The organism is Acidovorax sp., from assembly GCF_046314175.1.
GTDB lineage: Bacteria > Pseudomonadota > Gammaproteobacteria > Burkholderiales > Burkholderiaceae_C > Acidovorax.
Window position 1 is genome coordinate 21,549 of record NZ_JBKBXG010000009.1, and the last position, 20,798, is coordinate 42,346.

Annotated in this window: 18 protein-coding genes; 10 read left to right on the forward strand and 8 right to left on the reverse strand. The window is 63.7% G+C overall.

Annotated features, from left to right (window positions below; translation table 11 throughout):
- Positions 1-38 precede the first annotated feature (38 nt).
- The 4 genes from ACK4OE_RS03985 to ACK4OE_RS04000 all read right to left on the reverse strand — a co-directional run bounded on the left by ACK4OE_RS03985 (position 39) and on the right by ACK4OE_RS04000 (position 4,480).
- Positions 39-1,070, reverse strand: coding sequence for an ankyrin repeat domain-containing protein (locus tag ACK4OE_RS03985; protein ID WP_409883206.1), 1,032 nt, complete (start codon positions 1,068-1,070; stop codon positions 39-41).
- The gene (locus ACK4OE_RS03990) at positions 1,067-1,675 is read right to left on the reverse strand and encodes an RNA polymerase sigma factor (RefSeq protein ID WP_409883207.1); all 609 of its coding nucleotides are present in this window, start codon (positions 1,673-1,675) and stop codon (positions 1,067-1,069) included. Before ACK4OE_RS03990 ends, ACK4OE_RS03985 begins: the two co-directional genes overlap by 4 nt.
- 37 nt (positions 1,676-1,712) lie before the next feature.
- Positions 1,713-2,615, reverse strand: coding sequence for a hypothetical protein (locus tag ACK4OE_RS03995; protein ID WP_409883208.1), 903 nt, complete (start codon positions 2,613-2,615; stop codon positions 1,713-1,715).
- A gap of 179 nt (positions 2,616-2,794) precedes the next feature.
- Positions 2,795-4,480 carry a methyl-accepting chemotaxis protein gene (locus ACK4OE_RS04000; RefSeq protein WP_409883209.1) on the reverse strand — a complete coding sequence of 562 codons (1,686 nt, stop codon included), beginning with the start codon at positions 4,478-4,480 and terminating at the stop codon, positions 2,795-2,797.
- 270 nt (positions 4,481-4,750) lie between these two features.
- Here ACK4OE_RS04000 and ACK4OE_RS04005 point away from each other — a divergent pair, with 270 nt between their 5' ends.
- The 6 genes from ACK4OE_RS04005 to ACK4OE_RS04030 all read left to right on the forward strand — a co-directional run bounded on the left by ACK4OE_RS04005 (position 4,751) and on the right by ACK4OE_RS04030 (position 10,203).
- The gene (locus ACK4OE_RS04005; protein WP_409883210.1) at positions 4,751-5,344 is read left to right on the forward strand and encodes an RBBP9/YdeN family alpha/beta hydrolase; all 594 of its coding nucleotides are present in this window, start codon (positions 4,751-4,753) and stop codon (positions 5,342-5,344) included.
- Between the two features lie 234 nt (positions 5,345-5,578).
- Positions 5,579-6,580, forward strand: a complete 1,002-nt coding sequence (locus ACK4OE_RS04010) for a sulfate ABC transporter substrate-binding protein (protein ID WP_409883212.1) — start codon at positions 5,579-5,581, stop codon at positions 6,578-6,580.
- Between the two features lie 6 nt (positions 6,581-6,586).
- Positions 6,587-7,477, forward strand: coding sequence for a sulfate ABC transporter permease subunit CysT (gene cysT, locus ACK4OE_RS04015; RefSeq protein ID WP_409883213.1), 891 nt, complete (start codon positions 6,587-6,589; stop codon positions 7,475-7,477).
- A complete protein-coding gene (cysW, locus tag ACK4OE_RS04020) occupies positions 7,474-8,388 on the forward strand; it encodes a sulfate ABC transporter permease subunit CysW (RefSeq protein WP_409883214.1) in 915 nt (304 codons plus the stop codon). The genes cysT and cysW overlap by 4 nt, the downstream gene beginning before the upstream one ends.
- Positions 8,389-8,403: 15 nt before the next feature.
- The gene (locus ACK4OE_RS04025) at positions 8,404-9,528 is read left to right on the forward strand and encodes a sulfate/molybdate ABC transporter ATP-binding protein (protein ID WP_409883216.1); all 1,125 of its coding nucleotides are present in this window, start codon (positions 8,404-8,406) and stop codon (positions 9,526-9,528) included.
- 138 nt (positions 9,529-9,666) lie between these two features.
- Positions 9,667-10,203, forward strand: a complete 537-nt coding sequence (locus ACK4OE_RS04030; RefSeq protein WP_409883268.1) for a disulfide bond formation protein B — start codon at positions 9,667-9,669, stop codon at positions 10,201-10,203.
- A 72-nt stretch (positions 10,204-10,275) separates the two neighbouring features.
- Here the strand turns inward: ACK4OE_RS04030 and ACK4OE_RS04035 are convergent, their stop codons facing one another.
- From ACK4OE_RS04035 to ACK4OE_RS04045, 3 genes are all read right to left on the reverse strand, one after another.
- The gene (locus ACK4OE_RS04035) at positions 10,276-10,494 is read right to left on the reverse strand and encodes a hypothetical protein (protein WP_409883217.1); all 219 of its coding nucleotides are present in this window, start codon (positions 10,492-10,494) and stop codon (positions 10,276-10,278) included.
- Between the two features lie 180 nt (positions 10,495-10,674).
- On the reverse strand, positions 10,675-11,295 hold the full coding sequence (locus ACK4OE_RS04040) for a glutathione S-transferase (protein ID WP_409883270.1): 621 nt from the start codon (positions 11,293-11,295) through the stop codon (positions 10,675-10,677).
- Positions 11,296-11,342: 47 nt separating this feature from the next.
- Positions 11,343-12,341, reverse strand: a complete 999-nt coding sequence (locus ACK4OE_RS04045; RefSeq protein WP_409883219.1) for a rhodanese-related sulfurtransferase — start codon at positions 12,339-12,341, stop codon at positions 11,343-11,345.
- Between the two features lie 92 nt (positions 12,342-12,433).
- On the opposite strand from ACK4OE_RS04045, the gene ACK4OE_RS04050 reads away from it, so the two are divergent.
- Positions 12,434-14,038, forward strand: coding sequence for an HD domain-containing phosphohydrolase (locus ACK4OE_RS04050; RefSeq protein ID WP_409883220.1), 1,605 nt, complete (start codon positions 12,434-12,436; stop codon positions 14,036-14,038).
- Positions 14,039-14,096: 58 nt separating this feature from the next.
- On the opposite strand, the gene ACK4OE_RS04055 is transcribed toward ACK4OE_RS04050, so the two are convergent.
- A complete protein-coding gene (locus tag ACK4OE_RS04055; protein ID WP_409883221.1) occupies positions 14,097-14,780 on the reverse strand; it encodes a TetR/AcrR family transcriptional regulator in 684 nt (227 codons plus the stop codon).
- 182 nt (positions 14,781-14,962) lie between these two features.
- On the opposite strand from ACK4OE_RS04055, the gene ACK4OE_RS04060 reads away from it, so the two are divergent.
- From ACK4OE_RS04060 to adeC, 3 genes are read left to right on the forward strand one after another with little or no spacing between them, the layout of a single operon-like run.
- Positions 14,963-16,183 carry an efflux RND transporter periplasmic adaptor subunit gene (locus tag ACK4OE_RS04060; RefSeq protein WP_409883222.1) on the forward strand — a complete coding sequence of 407 codons (1,221 nt, stop codon included), beginning with the start codon at positions 14,963-14,965 and terminating at the stop codon, positions 16,181-16,183.
- Between the two features lie 21 nt (positions 16,184-16,204).
- On the forward strand, positions 16,205-19,366 hold the full coding sequence (locus ACK4OE_RS04065; RefSeq protein WP_409883224.1) for an efflux RND transporter permease subunit: 3,162 nt from the start codon (positions 16,205-16,207) through the stop codon (positions 19,364-19,366).
- 1 nt (position 19,367) lies between these two features.
- Entirely contained in the window at positions 19,368-20,792 is a 1,425-nt protein-coding gene (adeC, locus tag ACK4OE_RS04070) for an AdeC/AdeK/OprM family multidrug efflux complex outer membrane factor (RefSeq protein WP_409883225.1), read from the forward strand.
- Positions 20,793-20,798 lie beyond the last annotated feature (6 nt).

Genomic DNA, 20,798 nt, shown 5'->3' on the forward strand with positions numbered 1-20,798 from the left:
CTCCGGTCAGGGTTGACGCATGGCTGCCGCCAAGGTAGTCAACGCGCTGCGTCGATAAGGTCCGCAATGGCCCCATAGCCCCATCGCCGGGCGTGCTGGGCGGCGGTCAGCCCGTCTCCATCCACCAGCGCGGTCTGGGCGCCCAGCGTCAGCAGTTTTTGCACCGCTGCAGTATGCCCGTTGAGGGCCGCAATCATCAGCGCCGTCCTGCCTGCGGTGTCGCGCGCATCCACGGGCACGCCCTGGTTGACGAGGCTTTCCACCTCGCGGGCGTTGCCCACGCAGGCTGCGTCGCGCAACGCCCGTGGCAGCGACGGGTCGAGCGCCTTTTGCATCCGTGGTGCGACTTCTGCCGGGTCGCCGCTCGCCGCGTTGCCGCTGGGCAGGCTGCGGGCCATCGGTGGCTGATCATGTGGCGATGGCGCCGCGTGGGACGGCGTTGTGCGCGGCGGAGTCATCGAACGGGCTACGGACCTGTCCTGCATGGCTGAGTGCTCATACAGTTCTGCGCGGGCACCTTCTGCCGAAGCAGGAGCGGGAGCAGGGGCAGGGGCAGGGGCAGGTGCGGCTGGCGCCCGCGGCGTGGCGGGCGTGGCGGGCGGCGATGCGGGGAAACCGGACATCGCAGCGTCCGTGCCCGGGCGCGTGAGGGGTTCCGGCTCCCGGGTCGCTGGTGCCGAACGTTCTGAACGTTCTGAACGTGCGGCAGGTGCTGCAGGGACTGCGGTGGGCAAAGGTGCAGGTGCCGCCGCAGGGACCGGTGCCTGAGCGCGCTGCTGACCAAAAGCGATGTCACGTTCTTCGGGCGTTCCACGCTCGAACTGCGGCATCAGCAAGCCCGTCAGGCCAACCAGGGCGACGGTGGCCAGCGCCGATATCTTCCAGCGCGACTGGTTGGCGGCGGCTCGGCTGGGGAGGGCTGTTGCGGGCGGTGAAGCCGTGGCGGAGGCTGCCGCCAGCATCTGCGCATGCGCCCGCACGGCGTCACGCACCTGCGCACCCGGGCGGGCGTCCTCCTGCGCGCTGGCCTCCTGGTACCGGCGGACCAGTTCGTCATCCTGCCTGGTCATGCAAACTCCTTGAGGTGCTGGCGAAGGCTGGCCCGCGCATAGCGCAGGCGGCTCTTGGCGGTTTCAAAATGGACGCCGGTGGTCTCGGCAATCTCCTGAACGCTGAGGTCGCCTTCGGCCTGCAGCAAAAACGCCTCGCGCTGCTCCTGGGGCAGTTGCTCCACCGCGGCGATCAGCGCGGTGGCCTGCTCGCGCGACTGCAATTGCCGCACTGGCCCGTAGCCTGAATCAGCCACCAGCGTGTCCGCCAGGCTGCGCTCGTCCTCGTCGCTCGTGTCCAGACTGGTGTGGTTTTTGGCGGTGCGAACATGGTCCACCAGCCGGTTGTGCGCCAGGGTGAACAGCCAGGTCCGAAACTTCGCCCTGGCCTCGTAGCTGCCCGCACTGCGCGCCACGGCAAACCACACGTCCTGCAGCAGGTCATCCGCCACCGCCTGCACCTTCACGCTGCGGAACACAAACCGCCACACTGCCAGCTCGTGCCGTTCGTACAGCGTGTCAAACGCGCCCATGTCTCCTCCGGCGTAACGCAGCATCAGCGTCTCGTCGGCGTCTTCGGAGGGTGGGGCGGCAGGCACCCGCGCATTATGCGAGGGGGCCCTCATTCGCCGGCGGCTGCGTCGGGCATGGAGGCATCCATCCCTACCTGGGGTCGGGAACGTAAGAAAAACGGTCCGACTGCGGAAACGCGCGCGGCACCTGCGGCCCTGCGATGGGCTCGCGGATCACGCCGCTGGCGATCAGGTTGTCGAGGCTGTCGTATCGGATGTTGATGACTTCGTTGGGCCGGTCCTGCAATCGCGTGAACGTGGTGTGCGTGACAACCGACGTCTCGCGCTGGCCGTGGGCCGTGCCCAGCTTGGCCGACGGCTTGGCCACGCTGTCGGCCGCCTGCGACCGCGCCAAAGACTCGGCCAGATTGGAGGGGGCGGGCGCTGGAGCTGGACGCGACCGGGGCACAGGCTCGTCGCGCAGGCGCCCCAGGCGATTGCCGCCGTCGCCTTCGCCCATGCCGTTGTCACGGTGTTCGCGCTGACTGTTGGGCTCCGGCGCAACGGAACGCGCGGGCGCTGGCGTTTGTTCCCGAAACAGCGCGATGCCAATCACGCCCACGTGCGCCGGGCGTCCCGTGCGGCTGGCGTACGAGTTGGCAATGTGAGAGAACTCAAATGCAGCCACCTCGCTGCTGCTTTTGCGCCAGCCTGTGATCTCGTAGCGCTCGTAGGGCGAGAAAACGTACCCGCGCTGGTCCCAGGCTGCGGTTTCGCCGCTGAGAACGTTCACGCCGTCCACCGAAGGCACGGCCAGCACCCGCTCACCGATCCGGTTGCGCACGGTGATGGCATAGCGTGCACCTGGGCGGCCCGCCACCCAATGTTCCCCCTTGGCAAAGTGCACAGGCAGTGTGGCCCCGGTATCCCGGTCGACGATGGTCACGTCGGCCAGGCGGCCAATGGCATGGGCGGACAGGCTGGTCAGCGCCAGCAGAGCGGCCAGTCCCGTGAGGGCGGTCAGGGCGGGGAGGGTGAGTGAACCGTGTTTCATGGCAGCTCCAATCCAAAAAAGATGTTGGTGCTGAGTGAAACGAACGGGAGGGGTCCATGGGGTTAAGGCAGGGCAAAAAAATTCACATCTTTTTGCCCCTTTTCCTGGGCTGGACCACCTGGCCACCTCGCGGCCCTGCGGCCCCGCGCGCGCCAGGCTACCTACGCTATCAACGCAGCTCAGTGAGCAAGTCGGCGCACGCCCGGCACGGAAAGGGCTTTGCTTGTGGCGCCGCGCATGTTCTGCGAAGCGCCGGTGCCGCTGCCGCTGCCGCTGCGAGAGCCTGTGCGGGTACCCATGCCACCGGCCACATGGAACACTGCCACCAGATCAGCCAGGCGCTGTGCCTGTTCGCGCAGGTTCTCTGCAGCCGCAGTGCTTTCGCCCACCAGTGCGCCGTTTTGCTGCGTCATCTGGTCCAGCTGCGTCACCGCCACGTTGACTTGCGAGATGCCGTCGCTTTGCTCGGCAGCCGCAGTGCTGATCTCTCCGATGATGCCGTTCACGCGCTGAACGCCTTGCACGATTTCGTTCATCGTCACGCCTGCGTTGGCCACCAGCTGGGTGCCTGAGTCCACCTTCTCGACGCTGGACTGGATGAGTGACTTGATCTCTTTGGCTGCCGCCGCGCTGCGCTGAGCCAGGCTGCGCACTTCAGTCGCCACTACCGCAAAGCCGCGCCCTTGTTCACCGGCACGGGCCGCTTCGACCGCCGCATTCAGCGCCAGGATATTGGTCTGAAACGCGATGCCGTCGATCACACCAATGATGTCGGAGATCTTCTGGCTGCTGTGGTGGATGTCCTGCATGGTGCTCACCACCTGCTGCATCACCTCGCCGCCCTTGGTGGCGGTGCCCGCTGCCGTGGTGGCCAACTGGTTGGCCTGGCGGGCCGAATCAGCGCTCTGGCGCACGGTGGCGGTCAGCTCTTCCATGCTGGCTGCGGTCTGCTCCAGGCTGCTGGCGGCTTGTTCAGTGCGGTTGCCCAGGTTCTGATTGCCGCTGCTGATGTCGTCGCTGGTGCTGCGCAGCTGCCCAATGTTGTCGCGCACGGCAGACACCAGCTCATGAAAACGCTGCTGCATGTCGCGCACGGCCACCATCACGCTGCCGGTGTCGCCCGCCTTGACATGCACGGGCACAGTGAGGTCGCCCTGCTGTATGGCCTGCACCACAGCGCGCACTTCGTTGGGTTCTGCGCCCAGCTCGCGGCCGATGCTGCGCGACACCAACACCGTGGCACCGACGCTGATCAGCACGGCCAGCAGGGTGATGGCAAGCATCACACCCGTGAACTGGCTTGCGTCCTGGTTGGCCGTTTCGCTGTTTTTGGTGATTCGGGCTTCTTCGTAGTCTATGAGCTTGTTGGCAGCTGCCAGCCACTGCTCGTATTGGGGCTTGGCCTCGGCCCAGAGCAGGGTCTCTGCGCCTGCGCGGTCACCGGCCTGCATCAGTGCAACCACCTTGCTGGTGGTTGCCACCGTGCGGGTCTCGATGTCCTTGAGGGCTTGCACCATGGGCCCCACTTCGGGCGGCACCTGTGTGGCGGTTTTGAGGACCGCATCCAGCTGCGTGGCCGATTTGGCGTAAAAATCGGCCAGCCGCGCGATGGATTCCACTTCCTTCTTGCGCGCATCTTCGTTGGGCGCCAGCACCACGTCGCGCACTGCGATGGAGCGGTCATGCGCCGACCCCCGGAAGTTGATGGCCACGCGCTGGATGACCGCGTTCTGGGTGGCGTTGGCCGTCAAGGCGTTGTCAATGCCTCGGGCTGTCAGCATGCTGTAGATCGACATACCCAGCAAAGCCACGATGACCAGGCCGAAGCCCGCCATCAGACGCTGACTGATTTTCCATGTGTGCATTGAAATGTGCCTCGTGAAGATGTTCTGAAACGGAGATGGCAATACAGACCGGCAGTGACAGAAGTGCTTACGCTGCACCGCTACCTATTTGCAATTAGTAACGATTGTACGCCTTGGTCGCAAAACAAACTGATGTGTTTAAATTAAACAAACGATAGTCAAAATCTTCATAGGTCATTGAAGGTAGTTGCTTGTTAGATGATTTGGCGATTAAATTAAAAGAATTAAGTCGTTTGGGTTTTAAAGACCGGCTCGCAGAATGCCGACACTGTGAGCACCACTTCCATCATCATCGTCCCCGGCTGGCGCGACTCTGGCCCCGGACATTGGCAAAGCCTGTGGGCCGAACGGCTGCCACACGCCCGCCGCGTGGTGCAGGACGACTGGATCACACCCACGCGTACGGCTTGGGTGGGGCAGCTCGAAAAAACCGTCCTGGCCGCGCCGCACCCGGTGGTGATCGTGGCGCACAGCCTGGGCTGCATCGCCACAACGCACATGGGGCCGGATGCCGCAGCTCGTATCTGCGGCGCATTGCTGGTGGCGCCCGCCGACCCGGAGCGCCGTGCCATCTTGAGCGACTTTGCGCCGGTGCCTTACGCGCCGCTGCCGTACCGCAGTATCGTGGTGGCCAGCAGCAACGACCCGTATTGCCCCATCCGCCTGGCCGGTGCCTACGCCCGTGCCTGGGCCAGCGAATTCGTACGCATGCAAAACGCCGGGCACATCAACGTCGACTCGGGCCATGGGGAGTGGCCGCTGGGGTGGGCTTTGCTGCAGTCGCTGGAAGGTGATCAGGCGGGCGGCAGTGCGCAGGTCGCGCGGGCTCCTGGTGTAGCGCACACGTCGTCCACAGCGGCGTAGCTTTAATACTCCTCAATTTATAGCTGCCTGCGCTTGCTGGATAAGCGCTAGAGCCTATTTTTGCTTGTATTTTTTGGCTTGCAAACTACAGTCGCAGGCTTGTCAGTGAGGGTGGGTGTGGGTTTAGGGTTCTATATTCCAAAATTGGATTAATTAACAAAAATATATTCTTTTGAGTTTTAAGCGACGCTCTGCACAATCCGCCATCTCCAGCTTTTCATCAGGCGACGCACCATGACGACTTCTCTGAAACTCAAGACCTTTTTGGCCACGCTGGCCCTGGCCACCAGTGGTCTGGCGGCAGCGCAAAGTACGCTGCTCAACGTGTCGTATGACGTGTCGCGCGAGTTCTACAAGGACTACAACACCGCGTTCGCCGCGCACTACAAGAAGACCACCGGCCAAGATGTGAAGATCGATCAGTCGCATGCGGGCTCCAGCGCCCAGGCGCGTGCCGTACGGGACGGGCTGGACGCTGACGTGGTCACCATGAACACCACGACCGACGTGCAGTTCCTGGCCGACAGCGGCGTGGTCGCCAAGGACTGGGCCAAGAAGTTTCCGCACGATGCATCGCCCACCACATCCACCATGCTGTTTTTGGTGCGCAACGGCAACCCCAAGGGCATCAAGGACTGGGATGACCTGATCAAGCCCGGCGTGCAGGTGGTCGTGGTGAACCCCAAGACGGGCGGCAACGGCCGCTACGCCTACCTGGCCGCCTGGGGCGCTGTGCGCGAAAAGGGAGGCACCGAACAGCAGGCCGCCGAGTTTGTCGCCAAGCTGTACAAGAACGTGCCGGTGCTGGCCAAGGGCGGGCGCGATGCCACAGCCACCTTCCTGCAACGCAACATCGGTGACGTGCTGATCACGTTTGAATCCGAAGTGGTGTCCATCGACCGCGAATTTGGCGCGGGCAAGGTCGACTCCATTTACCCGTCGGTGAGCGTGGTGGCTGAGAACCCCGTGGCCATTGTTGAACGCACGGTTGCCAAAAAGAACTCGGGCGCGCTGGCCAAGGCGTACCTAGACTACCTGTACTCGGACGAAGCGCAAGAAATTGCCGCCAAGCACGCTATTCGCCCCCGCTCGGAAGCCGTGCTCAAGAAGCACGCGGCCACGTTCAAGCCCCTCAAGCAGTTCACCGTGGCCAAGTACTTTGGTTCGCTGACAGAAGCGCAGAAGGTGCACTTCAATGATGGCGGCCAGTTCGACAAGATCTACAGCACCAAGTAAGCCAACATGACCGTCGCGACCTCTGCGGCCGCGCAGGGGGCCTTGTTGGCCTCCGCGCAGGCCGGACGGCGTGCGCCCAAGCGGGTGCTGCCAGGCTTTGGCATCACGCTGGGCTACACACTTTTCTATCTCAGCATCATCGTGCTGATCCCGCTGTCGGCGCTGATTTTCAAGACCTTCACGCTGACCTGGGACCAGTTCTGGGCGGCCGTCAGCTCGCCACGGGTGGTGGCGTCTTACCAACTCACGTTTGGCGCTTCGTTCATCGCAGCCTTGGTCAATCTGGTGTTTGGTCTGTTGATTGCCTGGGTGCTGGTGCGCTACAAGTTTGCGGGCAAGAAGATCGTGGATGCGCTGGTGGATTTGCCGTTTGCACTGCCCACCGCCGTGGCGGGTATCTCGCTGACTGCGCTGCTGGCGGGTAACGGTTGGGTCGGCCAGATTCTGGAGCCCATGGGCATCCAGCTGGCCTTCAAGCCCGCCGGTATCGTCATTGCGCTCATCTTTATCGGCCTGCCGTTTGTGGTTCGCACCGTGCAGCCCGTTTTGGAAGATGCTGAAAAGGAGCTGGAAGAGGCCGCTACGTGCCTGGGCGCCACGCGCTTGCAGACCTTTACCAAGGTCATCTTGCCCTCCATCACACCCGCGCTGCTGACCGGCTTTGCCATGGCATTTGCGCGGGCCGTGGGCGAATACGGCTCGGTCATTTTTATTGCGGGCAACGTTCCCATGGTGTCTGAAATCACGCCGCTCATCATTATCGGCAAGCTGGAGCAGTACGACTACGCGGGCGCTACTGCGGTTGCAACCGTGATGCTGGTCATCTCGTTCGTTTTGCTGCTCATCATCAACGCACTGCAAGCCTGGCAGCGCCGCCACGCAGGGGCACCAGCATGAGCGGGGCCGCTACAAGAACCGTGCGCCGCACACAGGCGGGTACGACAGAGTCGCCGTGGGTGCGCTACACGCTGATCGGTATCGCGCTGGCCTTCATGCTGCTGTTTCTGGTGCTGCCGCTCGCTGCGGTGTTTGCCGAGGCGCTGCGCAAAGGTTTTGGCGCTTATCTGGAAGGCCTGCGCGAGCCCGATGCCTGGTCGGCCATCAAGCTCACGCTGATAACCGCGTTGATTGCGGTGCCACTGAACCTGGTGTTTGGCGTGGCAGCGGCCTGGTGCATTGCCAAGTACGAATTTAGAGGCAAGGCGTTTTTGACCACGCTGGTGGACCTGCCGTTTTCGGTGTCCCCCGTGGTGGCAGGCTTGGTCTATGTGCTGATGTTTGGCGCGCAGGGCTGGTTTGGCCCGTGGCTGCAAGAGCATGACATCAAGATCATCTTTGCCGTGCCAGGTATTGTGCTGGCCACCGTGTTCGTCACCTTCCCATTCATCGCCCGCGAGCTGATCCCACTGATGCAGGCGCAGGGCAATGACGAGGAGCAGGCCGCCATCGTGCTGGGTGCTACGGGCTGGCAGACCTTCTGGTACGTGACTTTGCCCAACATCAAGTGGGGGCTGCTGTACGGTGTGATTCTGTGTAACGCGCGTGCCATGGGCGAGTTCGGCGCGGTGTCGGTGGTGTCGGGCCATATCCGTGGGCAGACCAACACCATCCCGCTGCACGTCGAAATTCTGTACAACGAATACCAGTCGGTCGCTGCGTTTGCCGCTGCATCCTTGCTGGCCTTGCTGGCTCTGGTCACGCTGGTCATCAAGACGATTGCCGAACACCGCAACGAGCAAGCCATGAAGGCCGCCGCCGAATTGCCCCCCGAGCGGCCCGCGTCATTGCCGGTGCCCACCGCCCGTTGAAGGAAGAAGAACACCATGAGCATTGAAATCCGTAACGTCAGCAAGCAGTTTGGCGACTTCCATGCGCTGCGCGATGTGAGCCTGGACATCGCATCGGGCGAACTCATCGCGCTGCTCGGCCCGTCGGGCTGCGGCAAGACCACGCTGCTGCGCATCATCGCGGGCCTGGAAACGGCCGATGTGGGCACCATCCATTTCAGCGGTGAAGACACCACCGACGTACACGTGCGCGAGCGCAACGTGGGCTTTGTGTTCCAGCACTACGCGCTGTTTCGCCACATGACCGTGTTCGAGAACGTGGCATTTGGCCTGCGCGTGAAGCCCCGCAAGGAGCGCCCGAGTGAAGCGCAGATCAAGCAGAAGGTGACCGATCTGCTGAAACTGGTCCAGCTTGATTGGCTGGCCGACCGCTTTCCTTCGCAGCTGTCGGGCGGCCAGCGCCAGCGTATTGCCCTGGCGCGCGCGCTGGCGGTGGAGCCCAAGGTGCTGCTGCTCGATGAGCCCTTTGGTGCGCTGGACGCCAAGGTGCGCAAGGAACTGCGCCGCTGGCTGCGCCGCCTGCATGACGAGTTGCATGTCACCTCGATCTTTGTGACGCACGACCAGGAAGAGGCACTGGAAGTGGCTGACCGCGTGGTCGTGATTAACCAGGGCCGCATCGAGCAAAGCGGCTCGCCCCAGCAGGTGTGGGACCAGCCTGCCAGCCCGTTTGTGTACGGCTTTTTGGGTGATGTGAACCTCTTCCACGGCCGCGCGCACGAGGGCCTGGTGCACCTCGATGGCATGCAGATCGATTCGCCCGAACACGCCACCACCCAGGACACCAAGGCGTTTGCCTATGTGCGCCCGCACGACCTGGACGTGCAGCGGTATTCTCCCGGCGCGGGGCTCGACGCCCAGGGCCGCCCGCGTGGCATCGTCGCGCAACTGAGCCGTGCCATCGTGGTGGGCCCCATTGCGCGGCTGGAACTTATTCCATCCGATGACCACAAACCAGCGGACAATGCGTCCCCAGACCACTTGATCGAAGCGCAGATCCCTGCGCAGCAGTTCAAGGAGATGGGTTTCAAAGAGGGCGAGACGCTGGTGGTGACACCGCGCCGCGCCCGGGTTTTTCTGGATCACGCCGCGGGCATCTGATTCCCCCTGAGCCGCTTCGCGTCTTCCCCCTGGGGGGACGCACCCGGGGACTGGCGGAGCCAGATCCACGGGTGCACTGGCTTGGGGCGCGCCGGTTTTTAGCATGCAGCGCCCCGGGCGATGGCTATTTGATGAGGGATAAAAATGAATTGGTTGACTGCGGCCCCGCGCCGTGTGCTGGCATTGATCAGCGTGGCTTGTGTGGCGATGCTGGCTTTTGGCATGTATTTGCAGCACGTGGTGGGCCTGGAGCCTTGCCCGATGTGCATCGTGCAGCGTTATGCTCTCATTGGTGTAGCAATCTTTACAGCTCTGGCAAGCGCTAGAGGCCAAAAAGGCTGGTGGATGACCATGGCCGCGCTGGCGCTGCTGTCGTCCGGGTTCGGCGCCTTTGTGGCTGCCCGCCAGAGCTGGCTGCAGTGGTATCCGCCCGAAATCGCGACCTGCGGGCGCGACTTCTACGGAATGATCGAAAACTACCCCATCAGCCGCGCCATCCCGATGATCTTCCGTGGCTCGGGCGACTGTGCAGAAATCGACTGGACCTTTCTGGGCGGCTCGATTGCCAACTGGTCGTTCCTTTGCTTTGTGGGGTTTGGGCTTGTGCTGCTAGCGCTGCTGGTGCGCGGCCTCAAGGGCGGGCGCCGCAGCGGTTCAGGTTATTCGATGGCCTGATGATGTGGGTGCATCGATCCCGCTAATAAGGCGCTCCCCGGAGCGCCTTATTCATTGGTGCACAGATGTCGGCTAATTGAATACCACGTCACCTGCATCCAACGACGGCGGACGCAGCAAGTCTTCATTGATGCCCATGGTCTGGCTGGCGCGCTCCACGGCTTGCCAAAGTGGAGGGGGCATTTGCAATATCTCTTCGGGCGAGTTAGAGCGCGCAATCCACGCGCTGATCTCCAGGTGCTGCTCGTAGGTGAGCAAATCCAGGTTCAGCATCTCGTCGATGATCTTCATCTTGGGTCCATCCGTGGTTCTTGGGGGTGGCTCCGCATTGGCAAGCCTGTGAATGCACCGCGTCGCCGTGCAATCGAAATGGGATGGTGCTGCAGCGGGACAGGTTTTCGCGCCGTGCAGAGGTGTCTTTAACACATGGTGCCCGAAGCCCCGATCTCAAGCAGGTAGGCATCGATGGAGTCAGTCTGCAGCCCCGGCGAGGTGGGGAAACGGCACACCTACGGTGCCATCCACCCAGGCAGGCAGCTTGTGCATGACGCTCTCGAACAGGTTGCTCGCCTGCCACTGTGCCAGCCAGGCGTGCAGGTGCGGCCAGGGCTGGGCATCCCACCAGACAGTATCAATGCCCGCGAACTGCCGCACGAACGGGGCAATCGCCATGTCCGCCAGGGCCGCGTGGTCCCCAAACAAGAAGGGGCATAGGGTAAGTCGCTCTTCCAGTCCTTGCAGCCACTCCACAGCCCGCGTCCGCGCCACAGAGACACCTGCCTCTGGATAGCGGCCCGGGTACTTGCAGCGGTCGAGCGCCTGTTTGAAGTGGCTGTCGCATGCATCAATCAGCGCGAGCATGTCCGCCTCGGTGCCCTCGCTGGGAGCCAGCCAACGCGCAGGATCGTGCTGCGCCAGCGCCCATTGCATGATGGCGAGGCTCTGGTCCAGCACCTTGCCGTCCGCCAGCACCAGCACGGGCACGGTGGCTTTGGGCGATGCCTGCAGCAGGCCCTGGGGTTTGTTGCGCAGCACGACCTCGCGCAGTTCGCAGGCCTGGCCGCTCACGGCCAGCGCCAGCCGCGCGCGCATGGCATACGGGCAGCGGCGAAAGGAATACAGAACGGGCAGGGCAGCGCTCACGGGGAATCGTCCTCATCCGGGATTTCGTCACGGGTGATGCTGCGAAGGAGGGCTCCCGGCTGTCGCGCGCCCAGGTGCGGTTGCCCTCGCTGCTCGGCCAGGTCCATCTGGCGCTGGCGCTCGGCCAGGGCGCGTTCCTGCTCCGCCGAGCGGGTGCCGTGGCAGTAGGGGCAGCTCACGCCGCGCACGAAGTGGGGCGACGCACGTTCAGCCTCGCCCAGCGGCATGCGGCATGACCGGCACAGTTGGTGGTGTCCGGGCGCCAGGCCGTGGCCCACCGACACGCGCTCGTCAAACACAAAACAGTCGCCTTGCCAGCGGCTGGCATCCTCGGGCACCGTCTCCAGGTACTTGAGAATGCCGCCTTCCAGGTGGAACACCTCGTCAAACCCCTGCGACTTGAGCAGGGCGGTGGACTTTTCGCAGCGGATGCCACCGGTGCAGAACATGGCCACACGCGGTTTGCCCGCCAGCACGCCGCCGGGTTGCTTCTCGCGTTCGACCCAGGCCGGAAACTCCGCAAAGCTCTTGGTATGCGGGTTGATGGCGCGCTCGAAAGTGCCAATGCCCACCTCGTAGTCGTTGCGCGTGTCCACCACCACTACGGCGGGGTCGTCGATGAGCGCGTTCCAGTCTTGCGGCTTCACATACTTGCCCGCATTGAGTGCGGGGTTCAGGCCTGGCACGCCCAGGGTCACGATCTCGCGCTTGAGCCGCACGCGCATGCGGTAGAACGGTTGGTGCTCAGTGGGCGCCTCTTTGTGCTGCAGGTTCGCAAAGCGGGCATCGCTGCGCAGCCAGGCCAGCACGGCCAACACATCGGAGGGGGCGCCTGCAATGGTGCCGTTGATGCCTTCGGTCGCCAGCAGCAGCATGCCGCGCACGCTGCGCTCGTTGCACAGTGCCTGCAGCGGCGCGCGCAGCGTGGCGCAGTCGGGCAGGTCGACAAACTGGTAAAGCGCAACAGTGAGATAGCGGGGTGTGACCGAGTCCACGAAATGGGGGGAGAGAGCAGAAAAGAACGCTGATGATAGCGGTCACTTTTCGTTACGATGCGCAAGTCCCCAACGCGCGCCCAAGGTGTTTTATGGCCCAGGAATCCACAGTCAACCTGTTTCGCCGCCTGGAGCAGCTCAACGGCATTGGCGCTGCGCTGTCCAGAGAGCGTGACATTGACCGCTTGCTGGAGAACATTCTGGAAGCGGCCAAGGCCATCACCGGCGCCGACGGGGGCACGCTGTACAGCGTGACCGAGGACGAATCCGCGCTCAAGTTCGAAATCCTGCGCACCGACTCGCTGGACATCCGCCTGGGGGGCACCACGGGCAAGCCGATTGATTTTCCGCACCTGCCGCTGCGCAACGCCGATGGCACGCCCAACGATTCGCTGGTGGCTGCGCATGCCGCCATTCACGACCGCACGGTGAACATTGCCGATGCGTACAGCGCCGAAGGTTTCGACTTTTCGGGCACGCGCAGTTTCGATGCGCGCACCGGTTACCGTTCGAAGTCGTTCTTAACCGTGCCGATGAAGAACCACGACCACGAGCTGATCGGGGTGTTGCAGCTCATCAACGCACGCGACTGTGACACCGGCGAGGTCACCACCTTCTCCGAAGCCGACCAGGGCCTGGCCGAATCGCTGGCCTCGCAGGCCGCTATTGCGTTGACCAACCGCTTGCTCATCACGCAGCTCGAACGCCTGTTCGAGTCGTTCGTGAACCTGATCAACCTGGCCATTGACGAAAAGTCTCCCTACACCGGCGGCCACTGCCAGCGCGTGCCCGCCCTCACCATGATGCTGGCCGAGGCGGTGGACGGCACCAGGGAGGGCCCGCTGGCGGGTTTTTCGATGAGTGACCGCGACCGGTACGAGCTGAAAATGGCCGGCCTGCTGCACGACTGCGGCAAGATCACCACGCCCGTGCACGTGGTGGACAAGGCCACCAAGCTGCAGACCCTGTACGACCGCATTGGCCTGGTGGACACGCGGTTTGAAGTCTTGAAGCGCGATGCCGAACTTGCAGCGCTGCGCCGCCAGCTGGCCCTGCGCCCGGTGGTGGACGCCCGCGCCGAGGGGCAGGAGCTGCAGGCGTTGCAGCACGAAATCCACGCGCTGGAAGAAGACCGCGAGTTTCTGCGTCGCAGCAACACCGGCACCGAGGCCATGCGCCCCGAAGACCAGCAACGCGTGCGCGACATTGCCGCCATGCGCCACTGGCGCAACCCGCAGGGCGTGCAGACGAGCTTTTTAAGCGCTGAGGAGGTGGAGAACCTGACCATCCGCTCAGGCACCTTGAACCAGGCCGAGCGCGACACCATCAACTACCACATCGTCGCCACCATCAAGATGCTAGAGACGCTGCCCTGGCCGCGCCACCTCAAAAACGTGCCCGAATACGCAGGCGGCCACCACGAACGCATGGACGGCAAGGGCTACCCACGCGGCCTGACGCGCGACCAGATGTCGCTGCAGGCCCGCATGATGGGCATCGCCGATGTGTTTGAGGCCCTGACGGCGGCCGACCGGCCCTACAAGAGTGGCATGAGCCTGTCGCAGGCCCTCGCCATCATGCGCAAGATGCGCGATGGTGGGCACATCGACCCCGACCTGTTCGATGTGTTTGTGTCTGAGGGCGTGCACCTGCGCTACGCGCAGGAGTTTCTGGAGCCCGCGCAGCGCGACATGTGAACGCAGGCATTGCGAATTGCTATTAAATGCATAGCATGTAGCGCTTGTCCATAGAGCGCTAGGCCGTCTTTTTGTTCTTGATTTTTGGCGGCGCGGCTTCCACGTTGGCGGGTGGGGGCGCGGCGCCTGCAGCCTCCGGCGCATAGGCACGCAAGAAGGTCGCTACGGCGCGGTCGGCCAGGGCTTTGATGTCTTCGGGCGGCAGGGGCGGCAGGTCTTTGTAGTACCAGCGCAGCTGGATCTCCGCCTGCACCAGCGCGCCGAACTGCAGCGCGGCGACAAAAGGCGCTTCTTGGCGCAGATGGCCGTGCTCCATGGCGCGGGTCAAGAAGGCAGCGATCTCCTCCATCCCGCGCTTGGGGCCCTCTTCGTAAAACAGCTCGCCCATGCTGGAGTGGCCCGCCTCTGCCAGCACCATGCGCTGGGTGGCGATCAGGTCTTTGCTGCACATGAAGGTGGCCAGCTTTTCGGCAAACCGGACCAGTACTTCGCGGATGCCATGTTGCATGTCATGCGCTGCCAGCTCGTCAAACGACGCCTGGATATGCCGCTCGCCCGCAGCCTGCGTCACCGCCTGGAATAACGCCTCTTTAGAAGGGAAGTAGCCATAGATCGTGGACTTGGAGCCGCCAATACGGCGAACGATCTCGGCCATCGACGCTCGTTCAAAACCGAACTCCAGAAAGACCTGCGAGGCGATGTCCAAGATCGCCTCGCGGCGTGCCTCCGTGCGAACTTTCATGCCGTGCTCCTCCGTTTTTTTGTAACTGCGCTCATAACTGTACCAGCGAGTCCATTTTTGCTTGACAAGCCGATTGTGTCAAATTGATAATCGTCAATACCGTACCGTTCGGTACAGTTAAATCGAGTTTTCACTTTGTCAGGTCGGGCGTGCCAAAGCGCCTGGGCCGAGGAGCCTTGTTCATGCGCTTGCATCCTGCTATTCAACGACCCGTGGCCGTATTGGCCGCCGTTTCCGCCCTGGCACTGGCCGCCTGCGGCGAAGCGCCCCAGCCCCCGGCCACTGGCGGCGGGGGCGTGCCCCAGGTCCGGGTCATTACCGTGCAGCCCCAGCGCCTGCCGCTGACCACCGAGCTGCCCGGCCGCGTATCCCCGGCGCTGATTGCCGAGGTGCGCCCCCAGATCACCGGGCTGGTGCTGCAGCGCCGCTTCAAAGAGGGCAGTGACGTGAAGGCGGGTGATTTGCTCTACCAGATCGACCCCGCCATCTACCGCGCCAGTGTGGACAGCGCCCAGGCCACTCTGGCCAAGGCCGAGGCAAACCTGGTCACGGTGCGGCTGAAGGCCGGGCGCTTCAAGGAGCTGTCTGCCATCAAGGCCGTGAGCCAGCAGGATGCCGACGACGCCGCCGCGTCGCTGCTGCAGGCCGAGGCCGAAGTCAGCGCCGCCCGCGCCACGCTTCAAACCCAGCGCATCAACCTGGACTACACCCGCATCACCTCGCCCATCAGCGGGCGCATCGGGCGCTCCAGCGTCACCCCTGGCGCGCTGGTCACAGCCAATCAGGCCGGTGCCATGGCCACGGTGCAGCAGCTGGACCCGATCTATGTGGACGTGACGCAGTCCACCAGTACGCTGCTGGCGCTCAAGCGTTCGATGGACGCAGGCACCCTCAAAACCGGCAACGCCAAGGTGCGTCTGGTACTGGAGGATGGCAGCGTGTACGCGCAGCCAGGCAAGTTGCAGTTTTCGGACGTGACGGTGGACCAAAGCACGGGCGCCGTGACGCTGCGCGCCGAGTTCCCCAACCCCCGCGCCGATTTGCTGCCGGGCATGTATGCCCGCGCTGTTTTGGAAGAGGGCGTGCTGGAGCAAGCCCTGCTGGTGCCCCAGCCCGCTGTGGGCCGTGACACCACCGGTAAGCCCTACGTCTTTGTGGTGGATGGCGAAGGCAAGTTGCAGCAGCGCAGCCTGACTGCCGACCGTGCCGTGGGTGACCAGTGGCTGGTGACCGACGGCCTGAAAGCTGGCGACACCGTGGTGGTGGAAGGCCAGCAAAAAGCGCGCGCTGGCCAGCCTGTGCAAGCCCAGCCCTACACCCCCGCAGCCATCAAAAAGACGGAAGCGGCGCAGAAGATGGCCGCCGCGAGTAGCGCCGAAGCTGCCCCCTCCAGCGCCCGTTGAACACCCTGCAAAGAGAATCCCATGGCCCGTTTTTTCATCGACCGCCCCATCTTCGCGTGGGTGCTTGCCATCATCACGATGCTGGCTGGGGTGATGGCAGTGCTGACACTGCCCATCGCCCAATACCCCACCATTGCGCCGCCCGCTATCGCCATCTCGGCCACGTATCCGGGCGCCTCGTCCAAAACGCTGGAAGACAGCGTCACCCAGGTCATCGAGCAGAAGATGAAGGGGCTGGACAAGCTCTCCTACATCGCTTCGACCAGTGAGTCCTCGGGCAGCGTGACCATCACGCTGACGTTTGAGAACGGCACCGACCCCGACACCGCCCAGGTGCAGGTGCAAAACAAGCTCGCCCTGGCCACGCCGCTGCTGCCGCAAGAGGTGCAGCAGCAGGGCGTGCGCGTGACCAAGTCGGCCAACAACTTCCTAAATGTGCTGGCGTTTGTGTCCGAAGACGGCAAGCTCAACGGCTCGGACCTGTCTGACTACGTGGCGGCCAACGTGCAAGACCCCATCAGCCGCGTGGAAGGCGTGGGCGACACCACATTGTTTGGCTCGCAATACGCGATGCGCATCTGGCTGGACCCCAGCAAGCTCAACAGCTTCAACCTCACGCCGCTGGACGTGAGAAGTGCCATCCAGGCGCAGAACGCCCAAGTGTCTGCTGGGCAACTCGGTGGTCTGCCATCGATTGCCAGCCAGCAGCTCAACGCTACCATCACGGCACAAACGCGCATGAAGACGGCCGAAGAGTTTGCAGGTATCTTGCTGCGCACTCAGGCCAATGGCGCTGCCGTGCGCCTGAGCGATGTGGCCCGCATTGAGCTGGGCGGTGAGAACTATGCCACTGTGTCTCTTTTCAATGGCAAGCCCGCAGCGGGCCTGGCCATCAAGTTGGCCACGGGCGCCAATGCGCTGAACACTGTCAAAGCGGTCGACGCGAAGCTGGACGAGCTGGGCAAGTTCTTCCCACCGGGAGTCAAGGTCATCAAGCCTTACGACACGACACCGTTTGTGCGCATCTCCATCCACGAAGTGGTCAAGACCCTGGTCGAGGCCGTGGTGTTGGTGTTTGTGGTGATGTACCTGTTCTTGCAGAACTTCCGCGCCACGCTCATCCCCACCATTGCGGTGCCGGTGGTGCTGCTAGGCACGTTTGGTGTGCTGGCGGCGTTTGGGTATTCGCTCAACACGCTGACCATGCTGGCCATGGTGCTGGCCATTGGCCTGCTGGTGGACGACGCCATTGTGGTGGTCGAAAACGTGGAGCGGGTGATGAGCGAGGAGGGCTTGTCGCCCCTGGAAGCCACGCGCAAATCTATGGGGCAGATCACGGGTGCGCTGGTGGGCGTGGCCCTGGTGCTGGCGGCCGTATTTGTGCCCATGGCCTTCTTTGGCGGCTCCACGGGCGTGATCTATCGCCAGTTCACTGTCACTATCGTGTCGGCTATGACGCTGTCCGTGCTGGTGGCCATGATCCTCACGCCCGCCTTGTGCGCCACACTGCTTAAACCTATTCCCAAAGGCCATGGGTTGGCCACCAAAGGATTTTTTGGTGCCTTTAACCGTGCTTTTGACCGCAGCAACCGTGGCTACCAAAGCGTGGTGCAGCGCATGCTGGGGCGCAGCGGACGCTGGATGGTGGGCTACGCCATTTTGGTGGTGGTCGTAGGGTTTGTGTTCACCAAGATCCCAGCAGGTTTCTTGCCCGATGAAGACCAGGGCACGCTGTTTGCCATCGTGCAACTGCCACCTGGCGCCACGCAAAGCAACACTGAAAAGGTTTTGGAGCAAGTGCAACACCACTTTATGGAGGAGCAAAAGGACGCGGTGGACTCGATCTTCACGGTGGCGGGCTTCAGCTTTGCGGGCAGCGGGCAGAACACGGGCTTTGCCTTCGTCAAGCTCAAGCCCTGGGGCGAACGCACGGCGCCGGGCCTCAAGGCCCAGGCCGTGGCCAACAAGGCGATGGGCGCGCTGTCGCAAATCCGCAATGCTTCCGTGTTCACTTTTGCGCCACCTGCGGTGTCTGAACTGGGCAACGCTAGCGGGTTTGACCTGATGCTGCAAGACCGCGCCAACCTGGGCCATGACGCCCTGATGGCCGCACGCAACCAACTGCTGGGCGCGCTGATGAAAGAGAAGGGCCTGGTGGCCGTGCGCCCCAACGGCATGGAAGACGCGCCCGAGTTCCGCGTGGACATTGACGAGCACAAGGCAGGTGCGCTGGGCCTGTCCATGGCCGACATCAACAACACCTTCTCGGTGGCCTGGGGTAGCAGCTATGTCAACGACTTCCTGGACAAGGGCCGGGTGAAGAAGGTCTTCTTGCAGGCCGATGCACCGCACCGCATGGTGCCCGAGGACATCGGCAAATGGTTTGTGCGCAACAGCAGCGGCACCATGGTTCCGTTCAGCGCGTTCTCCACTTCGGGTTGGATCACCGGCTCGCCCCGCCTGGAGCGCTACAACGGCGTGCCTTCGGTGGAAATCCTGGGCATGGCCCTACCGGGTGCCATGTCCAGCGGCCAGGCGCTGGATTTGGTAGAGCGCCACGCGGCCGAGTTGCCTGCTGGCATTGGCTTTGAGTGGACCGGTGTGTCGCGCCAGGAGCGCGAAGCGGGCGGCCAGGCCATGCTGTTGTATGCCGTGTCTATCCTGGTGGTGTTCTTGTGCCTGGCGGCGCTGTACGAGAGCTGGTCGATTCCGTTCTCGGTGCTGCTGGTGGTGCCGCTGGGGGTGCTGGGCACGCTGGCGGGCGCGGTGCTGACGTGGAAGATGAACGATGTGTACTTCCAGGTCGGGCTGCTGACCACGGTGGGGCTGGCGTCCAAAAACGCGATCTTGATCGTGGAATTTGCCAAGGAGCTTTACGCACAGGGCCACTCGCTGGTGGATTCCGCCATCACGGCGGCACGTATGCGGCTGCGGCCTATCTTGATGACATCGCTGGCGTTCATCTTGGGCGTGCTGCCCCTGATGCTGAGCAAGGGCGCGGGCGCCGGAGCACAAAACGCCCTGGGCACGGCTGTGGTCGGTGGCATGGTCACCGGCACGGTGCTGGCCATCTTCTTCGTACCGCTGTTCTTCGTCATCGTGCAAAAGCTGTTTGGGCGCAAAAAGCCTGCCTCTGGTGCAGATGTGCACGCTGCCACCCCTGTTTTGTCGGAAGGCCACTGAAATGCCCCGTTCCCTAACTTTGTCCCTGCTGGCCGCGGCCCTGGTGCTGACCGGCTGTGCCAACCTAGCTCCCACCTATGAGCAGCCCGCTGCGCCCGTGCCGGTGGCTTACCCGGATGCGGCCGATGGCGGCGCCCCACAAAGCGGCGCTACCGCCGACATCGACTGGCGCACGTTTTTTGCCGACGCCAAGCTGCGCAGCCTGATTGAGCTGGCCCTGGCGAACAACCGCGACCTGCGCGTGGCCGTGCTCAACATCGAACAGGCCCGCGCCCAATACCGCGTGCAAGACGCGCAAACCCTGCCCACGGTGAACGCCACGGGCAGCGGCACGGCAGCACGCACCCCGGCCAGCCTGTCGGGCGCAGGCACGGCCGTTACCAGCCACCAGTACAGCGCCAACCTGGGCGTGAGTGCGTATGAGCTGGACCTGTTTGGCCGCGTGCGCAACCTCAGCAGCCAGGCGCTGGAGCAGTTTCTGGCCACCGAGCAGGCCCGCCGCACCACGCACATCAGCCTGGTGGCCGAGGTGACCACGGCCTACCTCACCTGGGCTGCTGACCTGGAGCGCCTGGCTTTGGCGCAAGAGACCCTGCGCAGTCAAAGCGAGTCGTACCGCCTCACCCAAACGCGGTTTGAGCTGGGTGCTGCCTCGGCCCTGACCCTGCGCCAACTGCAAACCAGTGTGGAAAGCGCCCGTGTGGACGTGGCTCGCTACACCGGCCAGGTGGCGCAAGACCGCAATGCCCTGGCGCTGCTGCTGGGCACGCCCGTGCCTGAGGCGTTGGCGCCCGAGGTGCTGGGCGACACGCTGAATGCCTTGCCCGCACTGCCTGCGGGTGTGCCGTCTGACCTGCTGTTGCGCAGGCCCGATCTGCTGCAGTCCGAGCACCAGCTCAAGGCCGCCACCGCCAACATCGGCGTGGCGCGGGCGGCGTTCTACCCGCGCATCAGCCTCACGGCCGCAGCGGGCAGTAGCAGTGCGGATCTGTCGGGCCTGTTCAAGGCGGGCTCGGGCAGCTGGAGCTTCATTCCGCAAATCAGCCTGCCCATTTTTGATGGCGGTGCCAACCAGGCCAACCTGGACAGCGCCAAAGCCGGGCAGGGCATTGCGCTGGCGCAGTACGAAAAAGCCATCCAGACCGCCTTCCGCGAAGTGGCCGACGCGCTGGCCCAGCGCAGCGCCGTGGGCGACCAGCTGCAGGCGCAAAACGCCCTGGTGCAGGCCAGTGGCGAGGTGCTGCACATGTCGCAAGCCCGGTTTGACCGGGGCGTGGACAGCTACCTGGATGTGCTGGACGCCCAGCGCTCGTGGTACGGCGCGCGCCAGACCCTGATCGGCACCCGCCTGGCCCAGCTGACCAATGGCGTCACGCTGTACAGGGCGCTGGGGGGCGGTTGGTCGGGCGGTGAGTCCAACCTGTAGCGCACC